Source organism: Capnocytophaga sp. ARDL2 (assembly GCF_041530365.1).
Classification (GTDB): domain Bacteria; phylum Bacteroidota; class Bacteroidia; order Flavobacteriales; family Flavobacteriaceae; genus Flavobacterium.
In genome coordinates this window covers 2262812-2281850 of the sequence record NZ_CP168034.1, presented here as the reverse complement: position 1 = coordinate 2281850, position 19039 = coordinate 2262812, and the positions used below count along the sequence as shown (strand labels likewise).

The window sequence follows — 19039 nt, the reverse complement described above, 5'->3', positions numbered from 1 at the left end:
CCTCTCGGACGGTCTTTTTTATGAATTAATATAAAAAACTGATTATTTGTGCAAAATCATTGAAATTTCTACATTAACATTTCTTGGCAATTTTTCTACTTGTACACATTCACGAGCTGGAGCTGTTTCAGATGTAAAATAACTTCCATATACTTCGTTTATTAGAGAAAAATTGTCCATATCACGGATAAAAATGGTCGCTTTTACCGCTTGTTCAAAAGTAAAACCAGCCTCTCCAATGATAGCACTGAGGTTTTCCATTACTTGTTTTGTTTCATCTTGAATCCCCGAAGTAACCAATTCGTTTTTCGCTTGGTTGAAAGGAATTTGTCCTGAGATAAATAAAAAATCTCCTACTTGTACTGAGTGATTGTACGGTCCAATCGGACTTGGAGCTTTGTCTGAATTGATGATTTTTTTCATACTATATAAATATTTGGTGTCTTACGGCATTTAGACCCCTTATTAGATGGGGCAGGGATTTAGAGATTTGATAATATGGAAATATAAAGATTTCTCCTTTCGTCGAATTGACATTTTCAAATTTCCAAATCATCGCATTAGCACATTTCTTAATATTTTGTACTTATTTCACTTTTATGGGAGTTAATTATACCTCCTATCTGCTGTATTTCGTTTTTCGTATTTGATGTCTTGAAGCACAGTTGATTTGATTCCGATAAAGAATGTCCACTGTTTGTAATATCCTGTTGGAATCCATGAAAAATCCATACGCCATGATTTCAAATCTCGTTCAAAACGCAATTGTGTGTAGGTAACACCTTTGTTTTTAAAGTCATATCCACTTGAAAAGCCAACTTTCCAAGCTGGTGTCAGATTGATGTTTCCAGAAAACATCAATGAATTGTTGGTAAAATCTCCTGTTCTATTATTGTTGGAATAGGTTACAGAATATGCCAAATTTATATCCCATGGGATACTACTTTTATAAAATTGAGTGGGTTCGTCATTCTCATTTTTATTATTGTCAAACATCGAAGTACGTCGATCAGCCAAGTCAACAGATTGTCCAAAAAGGTCGTCTCCACGTCCTCCGTTTTGTACATTTTGGTTGTTGTCATTGGCTTTGGTAGAGTTACCACCAAACAAAGGATCGTTGCTTGATAAGCTATAGTTTACCGTAGCATTGGCACTTGTCATACGAAACAAACTACCACCATTTTTGATATTGAGCGTATTGATTCTCTGCCCTTGGTTATTGATTCCGTAAGCATCCATCGTAGTACTCATGGTCAATTGTAACTTGTTGTCAAAGAAATTGTTAGTTGTACTTACACGAATTGGAGCTAATTTCAGCGAATCGGAAGTCATATTATAACTCGTGCTAAAATTCAAAGAATTGAGCAACGGAACTTTCTTAGATTTTCCCTCAGGAGATTTGTCATCACGTACTTTGGCTTCGATATTATTTCCGATATTCATCGACACAATATTAGACATTGTTTTGTTAGGAGTGCCAAACAATCCCCCTTGAAAACGCGTATATTCTTCCATAGTAGTACCATTGGCATCTATGGCATAGGTATCATAATATTGGTCAAAACTCGGAGTGTATGAGTACGAAAGTTGTGGACGAATCACGTGGCGAATGGCTTCGAATTTTCTACCTTTTTTAAACAAAAATGTACCGTAAATAGTAGTACCCATTGAGGCAGAAAGGTTGTATTGACGAAAAGCATCAAATCCGTTGATTCTTTCTTCTACTACACGATTTTCGTTTTCATTGAAATACTTTTTTGTCGTATGAAATACCCAGTTTTCGGTAAAATTTCCCGCCATACTCATTGATAAATATTTCAAGAGTTTAAAGTTGGTAGAAATAGGAATCGAATGACTGAAACCACTTCTCAAATTATCAAACATGGCACGCTTAAAGAATAGAGAATCCGTGGTTTGAATATTGTTTTCTCCTCTCAGCGTATATTGCAAGTTGATATTTTGAATAGCACCTTTTTTTGTACCACTTTTTGGAGCAAAAGGAAAGACACGATCTACATTGGCTTGGATTTTTGGCAATCCTATGGAGATTTGTTGTGTATTGGTATTTTGTTGATGGTTCATACTCGCAGTAAAATTTACTTGCGGAGTCGTTTCAAATGTTTTATTGTAAGTAATTGATGACGAAAGGGTATTGTTCATATTCGAACCTAAATTTCGTTGATTCATCGAATTTCTAAAATAGTTAGAACTTCCCAAGTTTACCGAAGCTTGAAATCTCGAGGTAGGATTTGCTTTTTGGTCTTGAGAGTGTGACCATTGGATGTTATAGTTTTTCATCTTGGTATAGTCAGGCATACCCAGTTCCGAATTGATAATGTTTTCGTATCGAATATTCACATTACCATTGTAGCGGTAACGTTGAGCATAAGAGGATTGTACCCCAACAGCATAACTTCCATTGGTATAAAAATCTCCAGTAATGGTAGCATCCGCTTTATCGCCAAAAGACAAATAATAACCAGCGTTTTGCAGATAGTAACCTCTACCATTGGCATCACCAAACGCTGGCATAATAAAACCAGAAACCGCTTGAGTAGAAATAGGGAAGAAGGCAAAAGGTAAGACTGCAGGAGTAGGTACATCAGCTACAACCATTTGAGTAGCTCCAGTAACCACTTTGTCTCCAGGAATCATTTTTAATTTATTGGTTTTAAAATAATATTCCGGATTGTCCACGTCTTCAGACGTAGTAAATCGGATATTTTTCATAAAAATTAATGAGTCATTCATTCGTTTTGAACGTTCGGCTTTGATGTTAAATTCGCCATATTGCGTACGAGTATTCCATACCATAGCACGCTTTGATTTCATATTAAAACGAATAGAATCAGGTTCTACAACTTGATTTCCTTGTTTAAAAACTGGGTGTTGCGTCATTTTACCCAAAGAATCGGGAATTCTCCCAGCATATAATTCTTCTTTTGCGTAGTCATAAACAATGATACCTGCGTTCAATTCATATTCTTGATACTTGAATACAGCTTCATCAAATAAGGTTACTTGCTTTTTTTTCTGATTCAATTTCTCATAGCCTTTGGCTTTTCGATAGACTAAATCTGTTAATTTTTGTTTGTTTTTGTTAATATTTTTAGCTTGTGTAGAATCATTTGAAGAAAAAATAGCAATTGTATCTTTCTTACTTTCAGCTGTAAACGCTTTTAAAGAGTCGTTTTTCACTTGTCCAAAACTTTTGAAAAGTGAAAAAAACATCATAAGGATATAAAAAACGATATATATTACTTTTGTTTGCAAGATATTAAATAGTATTTTTGTAAAATGTATTTTTTGAACTTTTGTGGGTTCAAAGTTACGTCAAAAATCAGTTATTCTAACAATAAAATAATACCAAAATTTACAACAGATGATATTTAGAAAAATAAAAGGAATATTGGGAGGTGCATTGTGTCTTTTGTGTATAGAGGCAAATGCTCAAAATTTCAAAGTAGTTTTAGATCCTGGACATGGAGGTAAAGATTTTGGAGCTACCCGTGGTCATTTGATTGAAAAAAATATAGTCTTGAAAGTTGCCTTAAAAGTTGAACAATTGTTGAAAAAAGACAAGAGTATTACGGTGGTTTGTACGCGTAGAAACGATGTGTTTGTAGAATTGTACGAACGTAGCCAGCTTGCCAATAGAGAAAAGGCAGATGTATTTGTATCTATTCACGCAAATGCTGTAAACAACACCGAACCTTATGGTACCGAAACCTTTGTAATGGGTACAGACAAAAATAAATCTAATATGGAAGTTGCAAAGAAAGAAAATGCTGTAATTGTATTAGAAAAAGATTATAAAACTACCTATGCAGGCTTTGACCCTAACAACCCTTCTTCGGTTTTAGGATTGACATTACAACAAGAGTTGAACATGGCTCAAAGCATTGAATTGGCAGCAAAAATTCAAAGAAAATCTACCGATGATATTGGAAGAAAAAATAGAGGAGTAAAACAAGGACCTTTTTGGGTGTTACATGGTGCATTTATGCCGAGTGTATTGGTAGAAATAGGATTTATTTCCAATAGAGAAGAAGGAGAATATCTAAATTCAGAAGTAGGTCAAAATGAAATTGCTCAAGCCATCGCATTGGCTATATTGGAATATAAACGTCAGAACCATCATACAGCTACAATTTCAGACAAAGAAATAAGAGATGCAGCGGCAAGGCGTGAAGTAGTAGTAAGCAATCTTGATAATATTGTGGTAAAACCAGAAGAAGAAAAAGTTCAAGAAGCAAAAAAAACATCTATTGAGTTGACTAAACCTGCTGAGGTTACAAAAGTTGGTGTGATTTTCAAAGTGCAATTGGCAGCATCAAGTAAGCAAACGGAAACTTCACCTCAAAACTTCAAAGGCTTGAGAGATGTAAAATCTGAGAAGGAAGGTAATATGTATAAATATTATTACGGAGAGTCAACAGACATCAATTATACCCGAAAAGCGTTAGAAGAAGCTAAAAACGCAGGACATTCTTCTGCTTTTTTAGTCGCGTTTAAAAATGGTAAGAAAGTAAGTGTACAAGATGCGTTGAAATAAAAAAACAAAAACAAAATAATGAAAGTAAGTAAAGAATTAAAAACAGGAATATTAGTCGTTGTATCTTTTGCGTTATTATTATGGGGAATTTCATTTTTGAGAGGAAATGATTTATTTAGCTCCACTCGAAAATTTTATGTTAAATATGACAATGTAGAAGGATTGACCACGGCATCAAAAGTTACAGTAAACGGATTGGTCGTTGGTCGTGTGAGCAAAATTGATTTACAACCCAATGATGGTTCGTTGGTAGTAGAATTAGCAGTAAACAATCCTATGGAAATCACAAAAAACACCAAAGCTGTAATGTATGCTCCATCGATGTTGGGCGACAAACAAATCTTTTTGGATATAGATCGTACAAGTAAAGAATTGGCACAAAGTGGAGATTTCTTTGCCAATGGTTCTCAAAATGGGTTGATAGACAATTTAGGTGCAAAAGCCGATCCATTAATGGCAAAATTGGATCAAGTGATGACTAATGTAAACAGTTTGTTGTTCAATGTAAATAATATTTTAACCCCCACTACTCAAAAGAATTTGCAAGATGCTATTGCTAATTTGAACCAAAGTATGCAAAATGTAAATGCGATGACTTCAAAAGTAGATAATATGGTAGCGTCTAATCAACCAAAATTGAATAATATCATGGCGGATTTTAATAAATCGTCAAACAATTTAGCTCAGTTTTCAACACAATTAGAAAAAATTGAAATCGAAAAATTGCAAAAAATCATTAATAATTTAGAGGCAACTTCGGTTAGTCTAAACAAAATGATTAGTGATTTGAATAGCGGATCAGGTAGTGCAGGAAAATTGTTGAAAGACGAAAAATTGTACAACAATTTGGAAAAAGCATCAAAAGAATTAGGACAATTGTTGGAAGATTTGAAATTAAATCCTAAACGATACATCAATTTGTCGGTTTTCGGAAAGAAAAATATTCCTTATACAGAGCCTGTGCAGAATTAATTTTTTCTGTAAAAGATTCCTCCTGTCGTTGGAATGACAAACAATCTGTTATTCAGAGCGATTGAGGTACGAACGAAGTGAAAATTAGAGGGCTTGTCTGAAACTGAAGAATAATCTTTTTTGATAAATAAGTTTTGAATATGAAAACATTTGGCACACATAACTACTATGTTTACATACTCACAAATAAAAATAAAACAGTATTATATACAGGAGTAACCAATAATTTGAAAGAAAGATTATACTATCATCGTAATCAATTACCTTTTAGTAAATCATTTACATTATAGTATAAATGTTTTTACTTGATTTATTATGAATGGTTTAATGATGTAGAACAAGCAATTTCAAGAGAGAAACAAATTAAATCTTGGAGTCGTGAAAAAAAGAAAAATTAATTTTTGAATTCAATAAAGATTGGAAATTTTTAAATGATGAAATTTAATATACATTCCTCCTGCCGTCGGAATGACAAAAAAAACTAAAACAAACTAACAACAATAAACAATTACAACTATGCAAATCGTAAGTAGTATTCTATTTCTTGGATTGCTCATTGCAGGATTTGGCTTTTTTGCAGTAAATGTAAAAAAGCTCATTCGTAACATCAAATTAGGACAGGCTGTCAATCGTACAGACAATCCAACAGCTCGATGGAAAAATATGCTGTTGATTGCTTTTGGTCAAAAGAAAATGTTCAACAGACCGATACCAGCTTTGCTCCACTTTGCTATTTATTTGGCATTTATCGTTACACAAATTGAATTAATCGAAATTATTATCGACGGTATTTTTGGCACACACCGTGTATTCAAACCGTTTTTGGGTGGATTTTATACATTTACAATCAGTTTAATCGAAATTTTATCAGTGGGTGCTTTGGTGGCAACCATCGCTTTTATGTCGAGAAGAAATTTGTTGAAATTACCTCGATTAAACAAAGAAGAACTTTTGGGGTGGCCTAAAAAAGATGCGAACCTAATCCTTATTATGGAATTTGTCTTGGTGGTTTGTATATTTACTATGAACGGAACTGACGAAGTATTGTTCAACAGAGGTGCATCGCACTTTGCAGGACAAGGATCGTTTAACTTTTCAATCTCTCAAATCATCGGACCAGCAATTTTTGGTGGGTTGAGTGATGGTGTTTTGCACATTTTGGAAAGAATCGGATGGTGGGGACACTTTGTTATGGTATTGTGTTTTATGAATTATTTGTACTATTCAAAACACTTACACATTTTATTGGCGTTCCCAAATACTTATTTTGCAAATTTGAATCCTTACGGTCAGTTCGACAACTTGGCGAGTGTAACCAATGAGGTAAAATTGATGATGGATCCGAATGCAGACCCATTTGCAGCACCGGCACCAGATGCAGATGCAGTTCCAGCAAAATTTGGAGCTTCGGATGTACAAGATTTGAATTGGGTACAATTACTCAATGCATATTCGTGTACAGAATGTGGTCGTTGTACTTCTTCGTGTCCTGCCAATATCACAGGAAAAAAATTGTCGCCTCGTGCTATTATGATGAAAACCAGAGACCGTTTGGAAGAGGTAGGTCGCAATATCGATGCAAACAAAGGGACTTTTGTAGAAGACGGAAAATCATTGCTCAACGATTACATCACACCAGAAGAATTGTGGGCGTGTACTTCTTGCAACGCATGTGTAGAAGAATGTCCTATCGACATCAGTCCGTTGTCTATCATTATGGATATGCGTAGATATTTGGTGATGGAGCAATCGGCAGCACCAATGGAATTGAATGCTATGATGGCAAATATCGAAAACAATGGTGCACCGTGGCAGTACAACCAAATGGATCGCTTAAATTGGAAAGACGAAAACTAATAAAATATAATTATGAAAAAAATAATCATTGCAGTAACAATAATTTGTTCGTACATAGTAACAGCACAATCACCAGCACATGATCAAGTAATCATGAAAGTAGCTGATTATTTCGAAGCTTTTGATAATAAAAATACTCAGGTAATGTCAGATTTGATGCACCCTGGACATTTTACTTATATAAACAAAGCTGATTATATCAATGGTATGAATTATGCATTTGAAATTCAAAATTCGTCAAATTTTACTATAAAATTTGAACCAAGAGATTTTTCAAAACTATCTTATTCAGATATAATCAAAGGAAATGCTGGGGATGAATATGTTTTCTTGAATTTTCCAGACAAAATGAAAGTTCAAGTCCTTAATCCAAATGCACCAGATATCAAAGGAGTAAATTTAGCAGATGCTTTTTTGGAGATGGGAATGAGTGTATTCAAACATAATGAACATGAATTTGAGGTGTATGATCAAAAAGTGATTATTGCTATTAAAGACAAAGCAACAGAGGGAGATTGGAAATTTATGTTTGAATACAATGGTGAAGATTTTTTCAATATTTTGCCTCAAGAAATCAATGAAAAAGCAATCGAATACCTAAATTCAATAACAACAAGACAATAAGTATGGAAATTAAAACAATGGCAGAATATGCCGCAGAGGGAACAAGTCCTGAAGTACTTTTTTGGGTGGGATGTTCTGGAAGTTTTGACGATAGAGCAAAAAAAATAACCAAGGCTTTTGTGAAGTTATTGAATAAAGCCAATGTAAAATTTGCCGTGTTAGGAACAGAAGAAGGTTGTACTGGCGACCCTGCCAAAAGAGCTGGAAACGAATTTTTGTTTCAAATGCAAGCCATGATGAATATTCAAGTGTTTGACGGCTACGGTGTAAAAAAAATCGTTACTGCTTGTCCTCACTGTTTCAATACTTTGAAAAACGAATATCCAGAGTTGGGCGGAAACTATGAAGTGGTACACCATACGGAATTTTTAAAATCTCTTTTGGAAGAAGGTCGTTTGACTATCGAAGGTGGACAATTTAAAGGGAAAAGAATTACATTCCACGACCCTTGTTATTTAGGTCGTGCCAATAAAATATACGAAGCTCCAAGAGATTTGATTCAGAAATTAGACGCTGAATTGGTGGAAATGAAACGAGCTAAGAAAAACGGTTTGTGTTGTGGTGCAGGTGGTGCTCAGATGTTTAAAGAACCTGAAAAAGGAAACAAAGATATCAATATGGAGCGTACCGAAGATACGTTGGCTACTCAACCAAATATCATTGCAACAGGTTGTCCTTTCTGCAATACGATGCTTACCGACGGTGTCAAATTCAACCACAAAGAAGGTGAAATCCAAGTACTCGATGTAGCTGAAATGATTGCCAATGCGGAGGATTTATAAATGTCTTCTAACTCCCGAAGGGGGAATAATGTGATAATTTAAAAAAGTCATTTCAACGAAAGGAGAAATCTTTATATTTTAAAATTTAGCAATTCCTGTTCCGCCTTATGAGGGATCCAAATTTTCAAATCAACTAATTTTCAAATTAATCATGTACATCCCCTTTGAAGAAATGCCAAAAAACTCTCGTATCTGGATTTATCAAGCCGATAGAAAATTATCAGACGCAGAGGTGGCAGAAATAGAAATAGTGGTAAAAGATTTTGTAGAACAATGGGTAGCTCATAGTACGCCATTGAAAGCGTCGTACAAAATCGTTTACAATAGATTTATCGTATTGGCGGTAGATCAAGATTATCATCCTGCATCGGGCTGCTCGATAGACGCATCAGTGCGAATGATTTTGGATTTACAAGCTAAATACGGCGTGGATTTGCTCGATAAAATGAATGTAACATTCAAATCGGGTGAATTTATCGCTCACAAATCATTGATTGATTTCAAAAAAATGGCTAAAGAAAAAGCTGTAAATGCCAATACCATTGTATTCAACAATTTGGTAAATACTATCGAAGAGTTTGAAGAATATTGGGAAGTATCCGCTGCGGAGAGTTGGCACAGTAGATTTTTTTAAAAAGAAAAATTATGATTTCACAACATCAATTCGATAAAGAATTAGAACTAATCATCGCCAATGCCTTGCGTGAAGACGTAGGCGATGGTGACCATAGCTCCCTGGCTTGTATTCCTGCAACTGCAACTGGAAAAGCCAAACTATTGGTAAAAGCTGAAGGAATTTTGGCAGGGGTCGAGTTTGCAAAGCAAATTTTTACTACTGTTGATCCACAATTGCAAATAGAAGTCCTTGTCAACGATGGAACTCCTGTAAAATATGGAGATATTGCATTTTACGTAACCGGAAATTCTCAAGCGATTTTGAGAGCCGAACGCATAGTGCTAAATAGTATGCAACGTATGAGTGCAATAGCAACTAAAACACAGTCGTTTGTAAAATTGCTCGAAGGAACTAAAGCCAAAATATTAGATACTCGTAAAACCACTCCAGGTATTCGTGCCATTGAAAAATGGGCTGTGAAAATTGGAGGAGGAGAAAACCACCGTTTTGCTTTATACGATATGATTATGCTCAAAGACAATCACATCGATTTTGCAGGTGGAATCACTCAAGCGATTCAACAAACTCAAAAGTATTTGAAAGAAAAAAACAAAGATTTGAAAATCATTGTAGAAGCAAGAGATATAGCCGAGGTAAAAGAAATTTTAAAAAACGATGGAGTCTATCAAATCTTGTTAGACAATTTTGACTACCAACAAACACGTGAAGCAGTAGCCCTTATCAATGGAAAATGTTTTGCGGAAAGTTCTGGAAATATCAATGAAAAGACTTTGAGAAATTATGCAGAATGTGGAGTTGATTTCATTTCAAGTGGAGCATTGACACACTCTGTTTACAATATGGATTTAAGTCTAAAAGCCGTTTTGTAATATGACTCAAAGAGGAAACAAACCAATTGAAAAACTACCAATTATCAAAAATGTAGTAGCTCTAACAAAGAACATTAACTTACCTGGAATGAAAGGATTGAAGTTGTATGACTTGTTAGAATTGTACATTTATGGTATAATAAAAGGCACCTTCTCGTATCGAGCAGGTGCTATTGCATTTAGTTTCTTCTTGGCGTTATTTCCCTTTGCACTTTTTTTGCTTAACTTGATTCCTTATATTCCTGTCGATAATTTTCAAGATGAATTTTTGCATTTTGTAGAAGAAAACGTTCCGCCAACAACTTTTGGAGCAATCGAAAGTATTTTGGTCGATATTATGAACAATTCGTATCAACCTTTGCTTTCTTGGGGGGGAATTATGACTATTTTTTTCATGGCAAATGGTATGAATACTATCATCGGCGGATTTGAATCTTCCTATCACTTGTCTATAACACGCAATTTTTTCAAGCAATATTTAGTAGCAGCCATATTATCTGTGGTACTGTGTTTCTTTTTTGTATTGTCTTTGGCATTATATTTTTCAGTTGGGTTTATATTGCAGGAATTTTCCGAATATAAAATCTTGTTGAATTTATTCCGCTATGCCTTTTTGATGATTATGTTTTTGATAGGAATTTCCACTTTGTATAAATTTAGTGCAAAGGAAACCATGCAATTGGCATTTATTTCGTCAGGATCTATTTTTACTACTCTTTTGGTAGGAGCATCCTCTTATGGTTTTGGAATTTATGTAATTTATTTTTCTAAATACAATGAGCTGTATGGATCGATAGGAACGCTTTTAGTGATTATGATTTATATATGGCTCAATTGCTTGATTTTGTTATTGGGATTTGATTTAAATGCTACAATTTTCAAACTAAAACAAAAAAAAGGTATATTAGCAAAAGAGAAATAAGTTTAATCAATTTAAGAAATTATGAAAAAGGTATTAGCAACAATGGTTTTGAGTGCTATCGCTTATGTAGGACATGCTCAAAACATCGTAGGAAGATGGAAAACAATTGACGATGAAACAGGTAAAGCAAAGTCAATAGTTGAGATTACAGAAAATAAAGGAGTTTATACAGGAAAAGTAATAGAAATTCTTACAGAGAAAAAAAATGCAGTTTGTGAAAAATGTACGGACGAACGCAAAGGAAAACCTATCAAAGGAATGGTAGTAATCAAAGGTATTCAAAAGAAAGGGGATGAGTTTACAGGTGGAAAAATTTTAGATCCAAATTCTGGAAAAGAGTACAAATGTACTATCAAACCCAATGGAACTAATAAAATAAACGTTCGTGGATATGTTGGAATATCAGCTTTAGGACGTACACAAACTTGGCATAAAGTAAATTAATCAATAAAAAAAGGAAGATTTCGAGAGAAATCTTCCTTTTTTTATTTATATATAATTAGTATTTGTTTCCAAAGTTAAACGTCAAAGAAAAACGCAATGTGTTGTCCAAAGGATTTTGGATGGCACCCATCGAGAACAAGTACGACAAATCTACTTTTACAGTATTGTATTTAAAACCAGCCCCCAAAGTAGCAAATTGTCTTGCACCTTTTTCTTTAGATTCATGGAAATACCCACCTCTAAAAGCAAAAGAATCTTGGTACAAATATTCTGCACCCAATGACCAAGTAAATTCTTTAAATTCTTCAGACATTCCTCCTGGTGCATCTCCAAATGATTTAAACATTCCTTGCATCCAACCAATATTTCTGTAGTTTTTCCAGTCGTCAGCAGAATTTCCTTCTGGTGGAGTTGGAACTAACAATTTAGTAGTTTCTCCATATATAGAAAGCGTGTTGTATCTGTCAAAGATAAAATCATATCCAGCACCTAATCTCATATTGGTAGGCAAAAAACTTTCAGACAAAGCATCTTCTGTATAAGAAATTTTAGGTCCGATGTTTTGAATCGCAAAACCAGCTTTGAAACGTCCGTCTGTACCATTTGCATTTGAAATAAAATCTGATTGATAATATCCTGAAATGTCCACAGCAACAGAGTTTGCTTTGCCTTCTCTGTCGTTAGCTGCCTGAAGGTTAGAGCTGATGTATCTTGCTGTAATCCCTCCAGAAAAGGTGTTAGACAATTTGATAGAATACGATACGTCCACAGCAAATTCGTTAGGAGAGAAAGTTCCTAATGCCGAACCGTCCAATCCTGTGTATTGAATATCACCTAAACCAAAGTATTTCAAACTTGCCCCCACCGCATTACGGTCGTTGAATTTGTTATAATAGTTGAGCTGAGCCAACGAAATGTCATTGGCGATTTTTGCCATATAAGGTGTGTATCCAATTGCCAATCCTTGTGCCTGATCAGCAAAGGCATATTTTGCAGCATTGTGGTTTTGTGAAAAGACATCCGAAGAGGTTGCAACACCTATATCTCCCATACCTGAAGCACGTGCGTCTCCAGTGATTGTAAGGAATGGTACACCTGTACGTATTGTACGTAAATTGTTTTGTGCGATTGTTGTATTTGCCAACAATAATCCGCTTATGGTTAAAATTACTTTTTTCATTATTACACTTTACTCTTTTACAAAGATATTATAAAATTACGAGTTTTTCAATTTTTTCTGTTTGTTTACCTGACAATGTTGATTTTACTTTCAACTTGTAAATATATGTACCTTTTCCAATTTTGTTTCCAAAATCATCTTTTCCATCCCATTTGATGTCTCTCGATTGACTACTCAAAGGCAAGATAGATTCATTGATGGTTTTTACTACTTTTCCTGTTATGGTAAAAATTTGGACTTGTACTTCTAAAGGTTCATTGGTTTTGTTGTGTTCAAACCAAAATTCTGTATAATCGATAAATGGATTTGGATAATTCAAAACATTGTTTAGCATAATATCGTCTTGCAAATCTACCACAAAGGTCAATTCGCCTTCGGCTAAATTGTTGTATGAATCCCACACTCTCAATTTTAGATGATGAGTACCTGCACTTAGGTTTTTGAAAGGAAATTTGATAGTTCCTTTTCTAAAATTATTGCTTTCTGCAAGGTAATATTCATTGACTACAATCGGATTGTTTTCGTCTCCATCGAGAATCAACACCATATCATGACCTATACCACTTGCAGTGTTGATACCATTTTCGTCTGACAATAAACCTAAAAAGGTAGGTGAGGCGTCCGTTGTACCACCGTTTACAAAAGTTTCGGTGTTCATAAACACTTTGATTTCTGGTGCTTTGTTGTCCTCTGCTGCATTTGCGTTGATTCCACCTATATTGATGTCGAGATTGGTTCCAACTTTTGACTGAGGGAAATGGGCAGTTTTTGTTGCGTATAGATTGATTTTTCCTTTGCCAACAGGCATTCGTATGTCTTTAGGCAACATAAACTCTAATTCAAATTTTCCATTCGTCGCTTTTGCACTTCCTCTAAAAACGTTTTCCCCTTGGGCATTGAATGTAAAAGCAGCTCCTACTTTGTCATTTCTCAAAGTAGTTTTTTCAAGGTCTTTATCAAAAATTTGTATAAGAACATCTCCGTTGAAACTGTTGAGTAGTACTCCATTTTCATTTTGTACTTCCCCTTCGATTTTTATCATTTCCAACGCTTTCATAATGCCTGTGAAATTGGCAATATTTTCTCCATTGATTTTTGTCAAAGAGATTTTTGGTTTTGAAATAGGTAATTTCATCGCAGGGTCTCCTAAAAAGTTGACAACAGCTTTTTCTGACAATCCTAAATTTTTACTTTGTCTGAGTGCTTCTGCAATTGATATTTCCCCAGCACTTGTGTTTTCAGGATTAAAAAGGTATTCAGATAGTTTTTTGGTAAACTCTCCTGCACTACTAATACCTATTTTTCTCGAAGTTGCCAATAAACCTATAGCACCACCATCTTTTTTCAACCATAAAACTTCTCCTCCTGATAGCACCGCAGGATTGTCAAATCGTGTAAATTCACACGTAATGATGATGAATAGTGGCATGCGGTCACCATTGTTCATAGCGTTTATATCGCTGATTTCCATAATGCGTTCGCCCGAGAGTATTCTCTCTGCACCATGTCCTAAATAATTGACAAACAGTGTCCCTTTGTCGATTGCTTGATAAATGTCTTTTTTAGCTAAAGGATAACGAGGTCCACCAGTAGAAACTTCCTGTTTGTAAGCATCCAACATGATTTTTTTGATGTTGATTTCTGGTCTATAACCCATAATAGTATTCATCCCCGTATCCATCATTTGTTGTAAAATCTCATCTTGGATTTTGTCCACGTCATCAGCAATTGCTACACCGTTGAGCGTCCATTGATGGTTGTGAATATTGTCATGATACCGAATCACCTTGTCCACCATAGCGTGAGCTTCTGTGAGATTATTTGCGAGCATTCTACCTACAGCTACATCAATTCCTATGTAATTTTGAGTGATGAAATTTCCTTCATTTTCGTCTAACAAACCATAAAAATCGTCAGTGCTAAACGAACTCTGGTCGTTGAAATTTGCTCCAATGTTATTTCCTGTCAAAAATGGATTTAATTGAAAGTAAATCGGAACGACATTGTTGTTATTTTCAATACGATTTTTATAGTCAAACGAGGTTTCACCAAAGAAATTGATGTATTTCAATTTTCTATTGGCATCTGGCGAATTGAAATACATAAATCTAATGAAATTTCTAATAGCCGAAACGTCTTGTTGCCCCGTTGAAAATTCTTCATAGATATGCTTTGTAGAAACAACTTTTACTGTATAATAGTTTTTTTCTTTGTGAAAAGTAGCCAACCTCTCAGCAGCAGGAACCAAATCTTCGCGGGTAATGATGAGATAATCTACGGCTCCTTCGTTAAAAATAGAGCCTTTCAAATTTTGATTGGTAACAGTTCCAACGTATTGAGGTGTATAGGTGTCAGAAAAATCTACAGCAACATATTCTTGAGCTACACCTCCGTTGGCTTTGAATTGCAATACATTTGCATTATTGCTAAGAACGGTCGCTTGATGTGGGTCAGAAACGTTCCAAATTTGCGCAATAGCCTGAGTGTTAGTGATTCTATATTGTACTACACCTGTAGAGTTGGTTGCCTCATTGTTTCTAAAGCCAAATTGTTTACCATATCCAACGAGGTTTTTGTGATAATTAATTGCAACAAAATCTACATAACCTTTGGCAGAAGGCACTCCGTTGTTTCCAAAAGTAATTGCCACTTGGTTCGTAGCAGTTGGATTGCTTAGCGTGTATTGAAAATGTCGTTCGTAAGCAATATTTTCAGATGTGCGTTCTCTGATGTCAAGCGAACCCAATGTTTGATTGTTGTTGCTGATGGTCATCGTAGCAGGAGAAGAAGATGACGAAGCCAGATTCCCACTCAAAATGACTGGTTTGGTCAGTTTTGGTTGGGTCAAAGTCAGTTGGTACGTTTGAGTAAAACTCGTAGAAAAGGTATCCATAAACCATTTTCTACTCAAATGAGCCACGTTGATGTTATCTGCTTCAAGAAATACACGTTCGTTGCTATCATCTATTGTAATCGTAGCATCCTCAGAGGGTTGAACCATTGTTTGTACGCGTTTTCCTTGATTACCACCATAGGTTACAAAATAGTACGCATCGTCGCTATATGGGTTGATATGCGAGGCGTATTCGGTGTCCCATTTTTTTGTTCCGACTCCGTAAAAGAGTAGGTAATCATTGTCATTTAAAACGCCGTCATTTTCTCCATGAAAATAAATAGCTGTTTGTGGAAGATCAAAATATTTATTGTTTTTGTTGAGTTTTGGCAATGGACGACCGCCGTATCCATAAATTTTTATGGTACGTGGATCTACATTAGATGGAATCCCCATTTGTGTTAGGGCGTTTTTATCTAATTTATAAATTCCCGTTTCGTCGATTTTTATTTTGTACCAGTTACCCGATGCTAACACAGACTGAGTAGGCCATGTAACAGTAGAGAAAGCTGTGTAGTTACTTGTTTGATACTGTATGTCAAATGATACTATTTGATGAATTTCTTTACCTATTTTTACAAATGGGATATAATTCAGTTGATTCACAATTCCACGTTCGCTTTTTCCTATTGAAAGCTGATAGTTTAATTGAGAAGGAATGTTTGCGATGTTGAGGTCTTTGTATTTTTTTTGTAAACGTTTGGTTTTGAGATTAGAAATTCTCACTGTTGCAGGAATGATTTCATTTGATTCGTCGATGTTTTTTACAACGATAGGAAGCCCCAATGCACTGTCAAAATGAAAAGGAGCATTTGCAACAGTTGGAAAAGAGTATTGCTTTTCAGAAATATACGTAGTATGTTCTTTCCATTCCAAAGAAACATTGCTATTTTGAGCAAAAATAGCCGTTTGACTAAGCAAGAAATAAAACAATAAATTTTTTCTCATTACGATTTGAAATAAATAAACAACAAATCAAATAAAAAAATCAATGCTATCAAAGAATTTTTTGTTTTAAATTTTATTTATGTTAAAAAAATAAAACCAAGTACCGAAAAGAGTACTTGGTTTCAAGTGTTTTTGTGAATAATTATTACTTTTTGATGTATTCGTATTCTATCAAAACAGCGTCAAATTGAGTAAGAGTTGCATATCCTAATTCATTGTACACATGTGTAAAAGTAAATTCATCGTTATTGTCGGATATTTTTTTGATATTGTTTTCTCCTGTACTCATAAATGATTGGAAGAAAAATAACGATTTAAACCATTGAGGTAGGTTTACATGCAATTGTGATGCTTTTTTCGTATCATAAAAAAATCCAGAATCGTCAAATTTTACTATATTGTCGTTGTTATCATACGATAAAATAGCATTACCCCAAAGTACAACTCTTCCTTTTTTGTCTAAGAGTAATTTACCAATGCCTTCAACATTTAACTTGTTGCCTGTTTTTGTAACCGTCCAAATATTTGTATTACTATCTGTTTGGTTACCATTTTGATCAAAAGAAACTGTTGAAATTAAAACATTTGGATTGCCGTTACAAATACAAATATAGCTGATAATAAATTCTTTACTTTCATTGTTTTAGAAAATTTAATAGTTAAACTTTATTAATGCTAAAACGAATATACAAAATTGTTTTAGATATTTTTTTTGCTTTTTACAGTGTTAAAAACTTGTCTTTCAGTTTGCTGTAAACCTCCAAATCTCTGAAAATGCCTTCCGAAACGCGTTCGCCATGTCGCTCGATGCCCTCGAAGGTAAATCCCAATCGCTTGGGAATGCCTTTACTCGGCAGATTGCCCACCGCACATCGCAACTGAACGCGGTTCATTCCCAACTCGTTAAAGGCGAATTCGCACAGCCTTTTGGTAGCCTGAGTTACAATGCCTTGTTTTTGATAATCCTTTGAAATCCAATAACCTATTTCTGTTTTTTGGTTGGCAATATCGGGTTTGATAAAACTAATAAGCCCCACCAGTCTTCCGTCTTTCCGAATGCAAAATACATATTCTTTGGTCTGTTCCATCGTTTCCAAAGCTGATTTTATAAAATTTTCCTCATCGGCAACCTCCTTAATATACTGAACAAAAGGCAACCACTCGCCCAAATATTCTCTTTGTGTGTTGATGATATTGAAAATGGTTTCAGAATCCGATACTTTTATCAATTCGAGATACAGATTTTCGTTGATTGTGAGTTTCATATTTTTGGTTTTTATTATCGGATTAAGTCCAATAGGAAAATTAATAGAATTGGCAATAAAACAAAATTCGTGAGCTTTTTCGTGTAAATTAATTGCTTTTTCTACCATTTTCAACAACTTACACTGTATTCAAACTTTGCAAGTTTTTCACATTTTCACTTTCTTACTTCATAAATTAACCTTCATAAGAATGAAGTTCTGACACAGTAATGTAATAACCATCTGGGTCTCTGAATGAAAATTCCTGTTTGCGTGAATTTGGATTTTGATGAATTTCTCGTTCAATTGTCCAACCAATTTTTTCAATATTTTGTCTTATTTCTTGCCAATTTTCTGTTCTAAAATACAGCAGTAATCCATTTCCTGTGGGAATATTTGGATTTTCCATTGTTGGATGATCGTCCGTTTCCCAAGCGTGTAAACAAAGTACCACTTGATTATTTTTGTCCGTTAATACAGCAAAATGGTCTCCTCCGTGCATATTCCCAAATCCGAATATTTTGTGATACCATTTCGCACTCGCTTCTACATTTTTTACTGCAATGATTGGGTCTAGTTTTGTCATATATTTAGATTTCCTCTTTTGAAAAATACAATTTTTGTTACTCAGCTTATTTTATTTCACCGAAACGAAAATCTCCACTTCGGATTCATTGCCGTTTTGAGATTTTTCACCATACACTTCAAAATCGTACTGGTAGGCACGATTCAGCACTTCATCTTGTTCCCAAATGGTTTTCCAAGTCTGCATAACAGCATTGGGCATTTCTCCTTTGGCAATGAATTTCTGAAATTTTGTAGCAGGAAATTCTCGCCCAATCATTCCTTTTGGAATTTCATCTAACGAACTGACTTTCTTCCCGATAATCGCGGTATAAGCCCCTTGATAATCACTTTCATAATCGGTGTAAATCGCGATAATTTCCCCCGAAATGGTATTGGGGATTTTTGAAATGGTGTCGCTCATAAATTGCCCCCAAAGTTTGCCCAAATCTGTTGCGGCTTGTCCGTTGGCATTGGTTGTGCGTACCGCGATGCCGATGATTTTACATTCGTTTTTCATATGATTTCCTTTTTTAATTAAAGTTAAT

At 34.7% G+C, this 19039-nt stretch carries 17 protein-coding genes and 1 pseudogene; 10 read left to right on the top strand and 8 right to left on the bottom strand.

Annotated elements, in window-relative coordinates; translation table 11 throughout:
• Positions 1-42: 42 nt before the first annotated feature.
• Together AB4865_RS11520 and AB4865_RS11515 are read right to left on the bottom strand one after the other, a co-directional pair.
• The gene (locus AB4865_RS11520; protein ID WP_372473441.1) at positions 43-423 is read right to left on the bottom strand and encodes a Rid family detoxifying hydrolase; all 381 of its coding nucleotides are present in this window, start codon (positions 421-423) and stop codon (positions 43-45) included.
• Positions 424-606: 183 nt separating this feature from the next.
• Entirely contained in the window at positions 607-3231 is a 2625-nt protein-coding gene (locus tag AB4865_RS11515) for a putative LPS assembly protein LptD (RefSeq protein ID WP_372474911.1), read from the bottom strand.
• Positions 3232-3382: 151 nt separating this feature from the next.
• Between AB4865_RS11515 and AB4865_RS11510 the strand changes: the two genes are divergently transcribed.
• The 10 genes and pseudogenes from AB4865_RS11510 to AB4865_RS11465 all read left to right on the top strand — a co-directional run bounded on the left by AB4865_RS11510 (position 3383) and on the right by AB4865_RS11465 (position 11662).
• The gene (locus tag AB4865_RS11510; protein WP_372473440.1) at positions 3383-4555 is read left to right on the top strand and encodes an N-acetylmuramoyl-L-alanine amidase; all 1173 of its coding nucleotides are present in this window, start codon (positions 3383-3385) and stop codon (positions 4553-4555) included.
• 18 nt (positions 4556-4573) lie between these two features.
• On the top strand, positions 4574-5527 hold the full coding sequence (locus AB4865_RS11505; protein WP_372473439.1) for an MlaD family protein: 954 nt from the start codon (positions 4574-4576) through the stop codon (positions 5525-5527).
• A gap of 140 nt (positions 5528-5667) precedes the next feature.
• Positions 5668-5925 (top strand): annotated as a pseudogene (locus AB4865_RS11500) (GIY-YIG nuclease family protein).
• Positions 5926-6043: 118 nt separating this feature from the next.
• Positions 6044-7384 carry a 4Fe-4S dicluster domain-containing protein gene (locus tag AB4865_RS11495; protein ID WP_372473438.1) on the top strand — a complete coding sequence of 447 codons (1341 nt, stop codon included), beginning with the start codon at positions 6044-6046 and terminating at the stop codon, positions 7382-7384.
• A gap of 12 nt (positions 7385-7396) precedes the next feature.
• A complete protein-coding gene (locus tag AB4865_RS11490; RefSeq protein ID WP_372473437.1) occupies positions 7397-8008 on the top strand; it encodes a hypothetical protein in 612 nt (203 codons plus the stop codon).
• 2 nt (positions 8009-8010) lie between these two features.
• Complete coding sequence (locus AB4865_RS11485) at positions 8011-8790, top strand: (Fe-S)-binding protein (protein ID WP_372473436.1); 780 nt, start codon at positions 8011-8013, stop codon at positions 8788-8790.
• 151 nt (positions 8791-8941) lie between these two features.
• A complete protein-coding gene (locus tag AB4865_RS11480; protein ID WP_372473435.1) occupies positions 8942-9424 on the top strand; it encodes an ABC transporter ATPase in 483 nt (160 codons plus the stop codon).
• Positions 9425-9435: 11 nt separating this feature from the next.
• A complete protein-coding gene (gene nadC, locus AB4865_RS11475; protein ID WP_372473434.1) occupies positions 9436-10296 on the top strand; it encodes a carboxylating nicotinate-nucleotide diphosphorylase in 861 nt (286 codons plus the stop codon).
• A gap of 1 nt (position 10297) precedes the next feature.
• Positions 10298-11218: a YihY/virulence factor BrkB family protein gene (locus tag AB4865_RS11470; protein WP_372473433.1), complete on the top strand. Its 921-nt coding sequence runs from the start codon at positions 10298-10300 to the stop codon at positions 11216-11218.
• Positions 11219-11239: 21 nt separating this feature from the next.
• Positions 11240-11662 carry a DUF2147 domain-containing protein gene (locus tag AB4865_RS11465; RefSeq protein ID WP_372473432.1) on the top strand — a complete coding sequence of 141 codons (423 nt, stop codon included), beginning with the start codon at positions 11240-11242 and terminating at the stop codon, positions 11660-11662.
• A gap of 55 nt (positions 11663-11717) precedes the next feature.
• Here the strand turns inward: AB4865_RS11465 and porV are convergent, their stop codons facing one another.
• The 6 genes from porV to AB4865_RS11435 all read right to left on the bottom strand — a co-directional run bounded on the left by porV (position 11718) and on the right by AB4865_RS11435 (position 19011).
• Positions 11718-12842: a type IX secretion system outer membrane channel protein PorV gene (gene porV / locus AB4865_RS11460; protein WP_372473431.1), complete on the bottom strand. Its 1125-nt coding sequence runs from the start codon at positions 12840-12842 to the stop codon at positions 11718-11720.
• A 28-nt stretch (positions 12843-12870) separates the two neighbouring features.
• Positions 12871-16683 carry a type IX secretion system sortase PorU gene (gene porU, locus AB4865_RS11455; protein ID WP_372473430.1) on the bottom strand — a complete coding sequence of 1271 codons (3813 nt, stop codon included), beginning with the start codon at positions 16681-16683 and terminating at the stop codon, positions 12871-12873.
• A gap of 145 nt (positions 16684-16828) precedes the next feature.
• Positions 16829-17026 (bottom strand): hypothetical protein, encoded by a 198-nt coding sequence (locus AB4865_RS11450; RefSeq protein ID WP_372473429.1) that lies wholly within the window; start codon positions 17024-17026, stop codon positions 16829-16831.
• Positions 17027-17402: 376 nt separating this feature from the next.
• Positions 17403-17948, bottom strand: a complete 546-nt coding sequence (locus tag AB4865_RS11445) for a GNAT family N-acetyltransferase (protein ID WP_372473428.1) — start codon at positions 17946-17948, stop codon at positions 17403-17405.
• A gap of 175 nt (positions 17949-18123) precedes the next feature.
• Positions 18124-18513 carry a VOC family protein gene (locus AB4865_RS11440; protein ID WP_372473427.1) on the bottom strand — a complete coding sequence of 130 codons (390 nt, stop codon included), beginning with the start codon at positions 18511-18513 and terminating at the stop codon, positions 18124-18126.
• Between the two features lie 51 nt (positions 18514-18564).
• Entirely contained in the window at positions 18565-19011 is a 447-nt protein-coding gene (locus AB4865_RS11435) for a GyrI-like domain-containing protein (protein WP_372473426.1), read from the bottom strand.
• Positions 19012-19039 lie beyond the last annotated feature (28 nt).

Coding starts and splice junctions, on each gene's coding strand:
- AB4865_RS11465 (WP_372473432.1), top strand. CDS start 11,240: ATGAAAAAGGTATTAGCAACAATGGTTTTGAGTGCTATCGCTTATGTA.
- AB4865_RS11505 (WP_372473439.1), top strand. CDS start 4,574: ATGAAAGTAAGTAAAGAATTAAAAACAGGAATATTAGTCGTTGTATCT.
- AB4865_RS11470 (WP_372473433.1), top strand. CDS start 10,298: ATGACTCAAAGAGGAAACAAACCAATTGAAAAACTACCAATTATCAAA.
- AB4865_RS11515 (WP_372474911.1), bottom strand. CDS start 3,231: ATGTTTTTTTCACTTTTCAAAAGTTTTGGACAAGTGAAAAACGACTCT.
- AB4865_RS11435 (WP_372473426.1), bottom strand. CDS start 19,011: ATGAAAAACGAATGTAAAATCATCGGCATCGCGGTACGCACAACCAAT.
- nadC (WP_372473434.1), top strand. CDS start 9,436: ATGATTTCACAACATCAATTCGATAAAGAATTAGAACTAATCATCGCC.
- AB4865_RS11510 (WP_372473440.1), top strand. CDS start 3,383: ATGATATTTAGAAAAATAAAAGGAATATTGGGAGGTGCATTGTGTCTT.
- porU (WP_372473430.1), bottom strand. CDS start 16,683: ATGAGAAAAAATTTATTGTTTTATTTCTTGCTTAGTCAAACGGCTATT.
- AB4865_RS11445 (WP_372473428.1), bottom strand. CDS start 17,948: ATGAAACTCACAATCAACGAAAATCTGTATCTCGAATTGATAAAAGTA.
- AB4865_RS11490 (WP_372473437.1), top strand. CDS start 7,397: ATGAAAAAAATAATCATTGCAGTAACAATAATTTGTTCGTACATAGTA.
- porV (WP_372473431.1), bottom strand. CDS start 12,842: ATGAAAAAAGTAATTTTAACCATAAGCGGATTATTGTTGGCAAATACA.
- AB4865_RS11480 (WP_372473435.1), top strand. CDS start 8,942: ATGTACATCCCCTTTGAAGAAATGCCAAAAAACTCTCGTATCTGGATT.
- AB4865_RS11440 (WP_372473427.1), bottom strand. CDS start 18,513: ATGACAAAACTAGACCCAATCATTGCAGTAAAAAATGTAGAAGCGAGT.
- AB4865_RS11485 (WP_372473436.1), top strand. CDS start 8,011: ATGGAAATTAAAACAATGGCAGAATATGCCGCAGAGGGAACAAGTCCT.
- AB4865_RS11495 (WP_372473438.1), top strand. CDS start 6,044: ATGCAAATCGTAAGTAGTATTCTATTTCTTGGATTGCTCATTGCAGGA.
- AB4865_RS11520 (WP_372473441.1), bottom strand. CDS start 423: ATGAAAAAAATCATCAATTCAGACAAAGCTCCAAGTCCGATTGGACCG.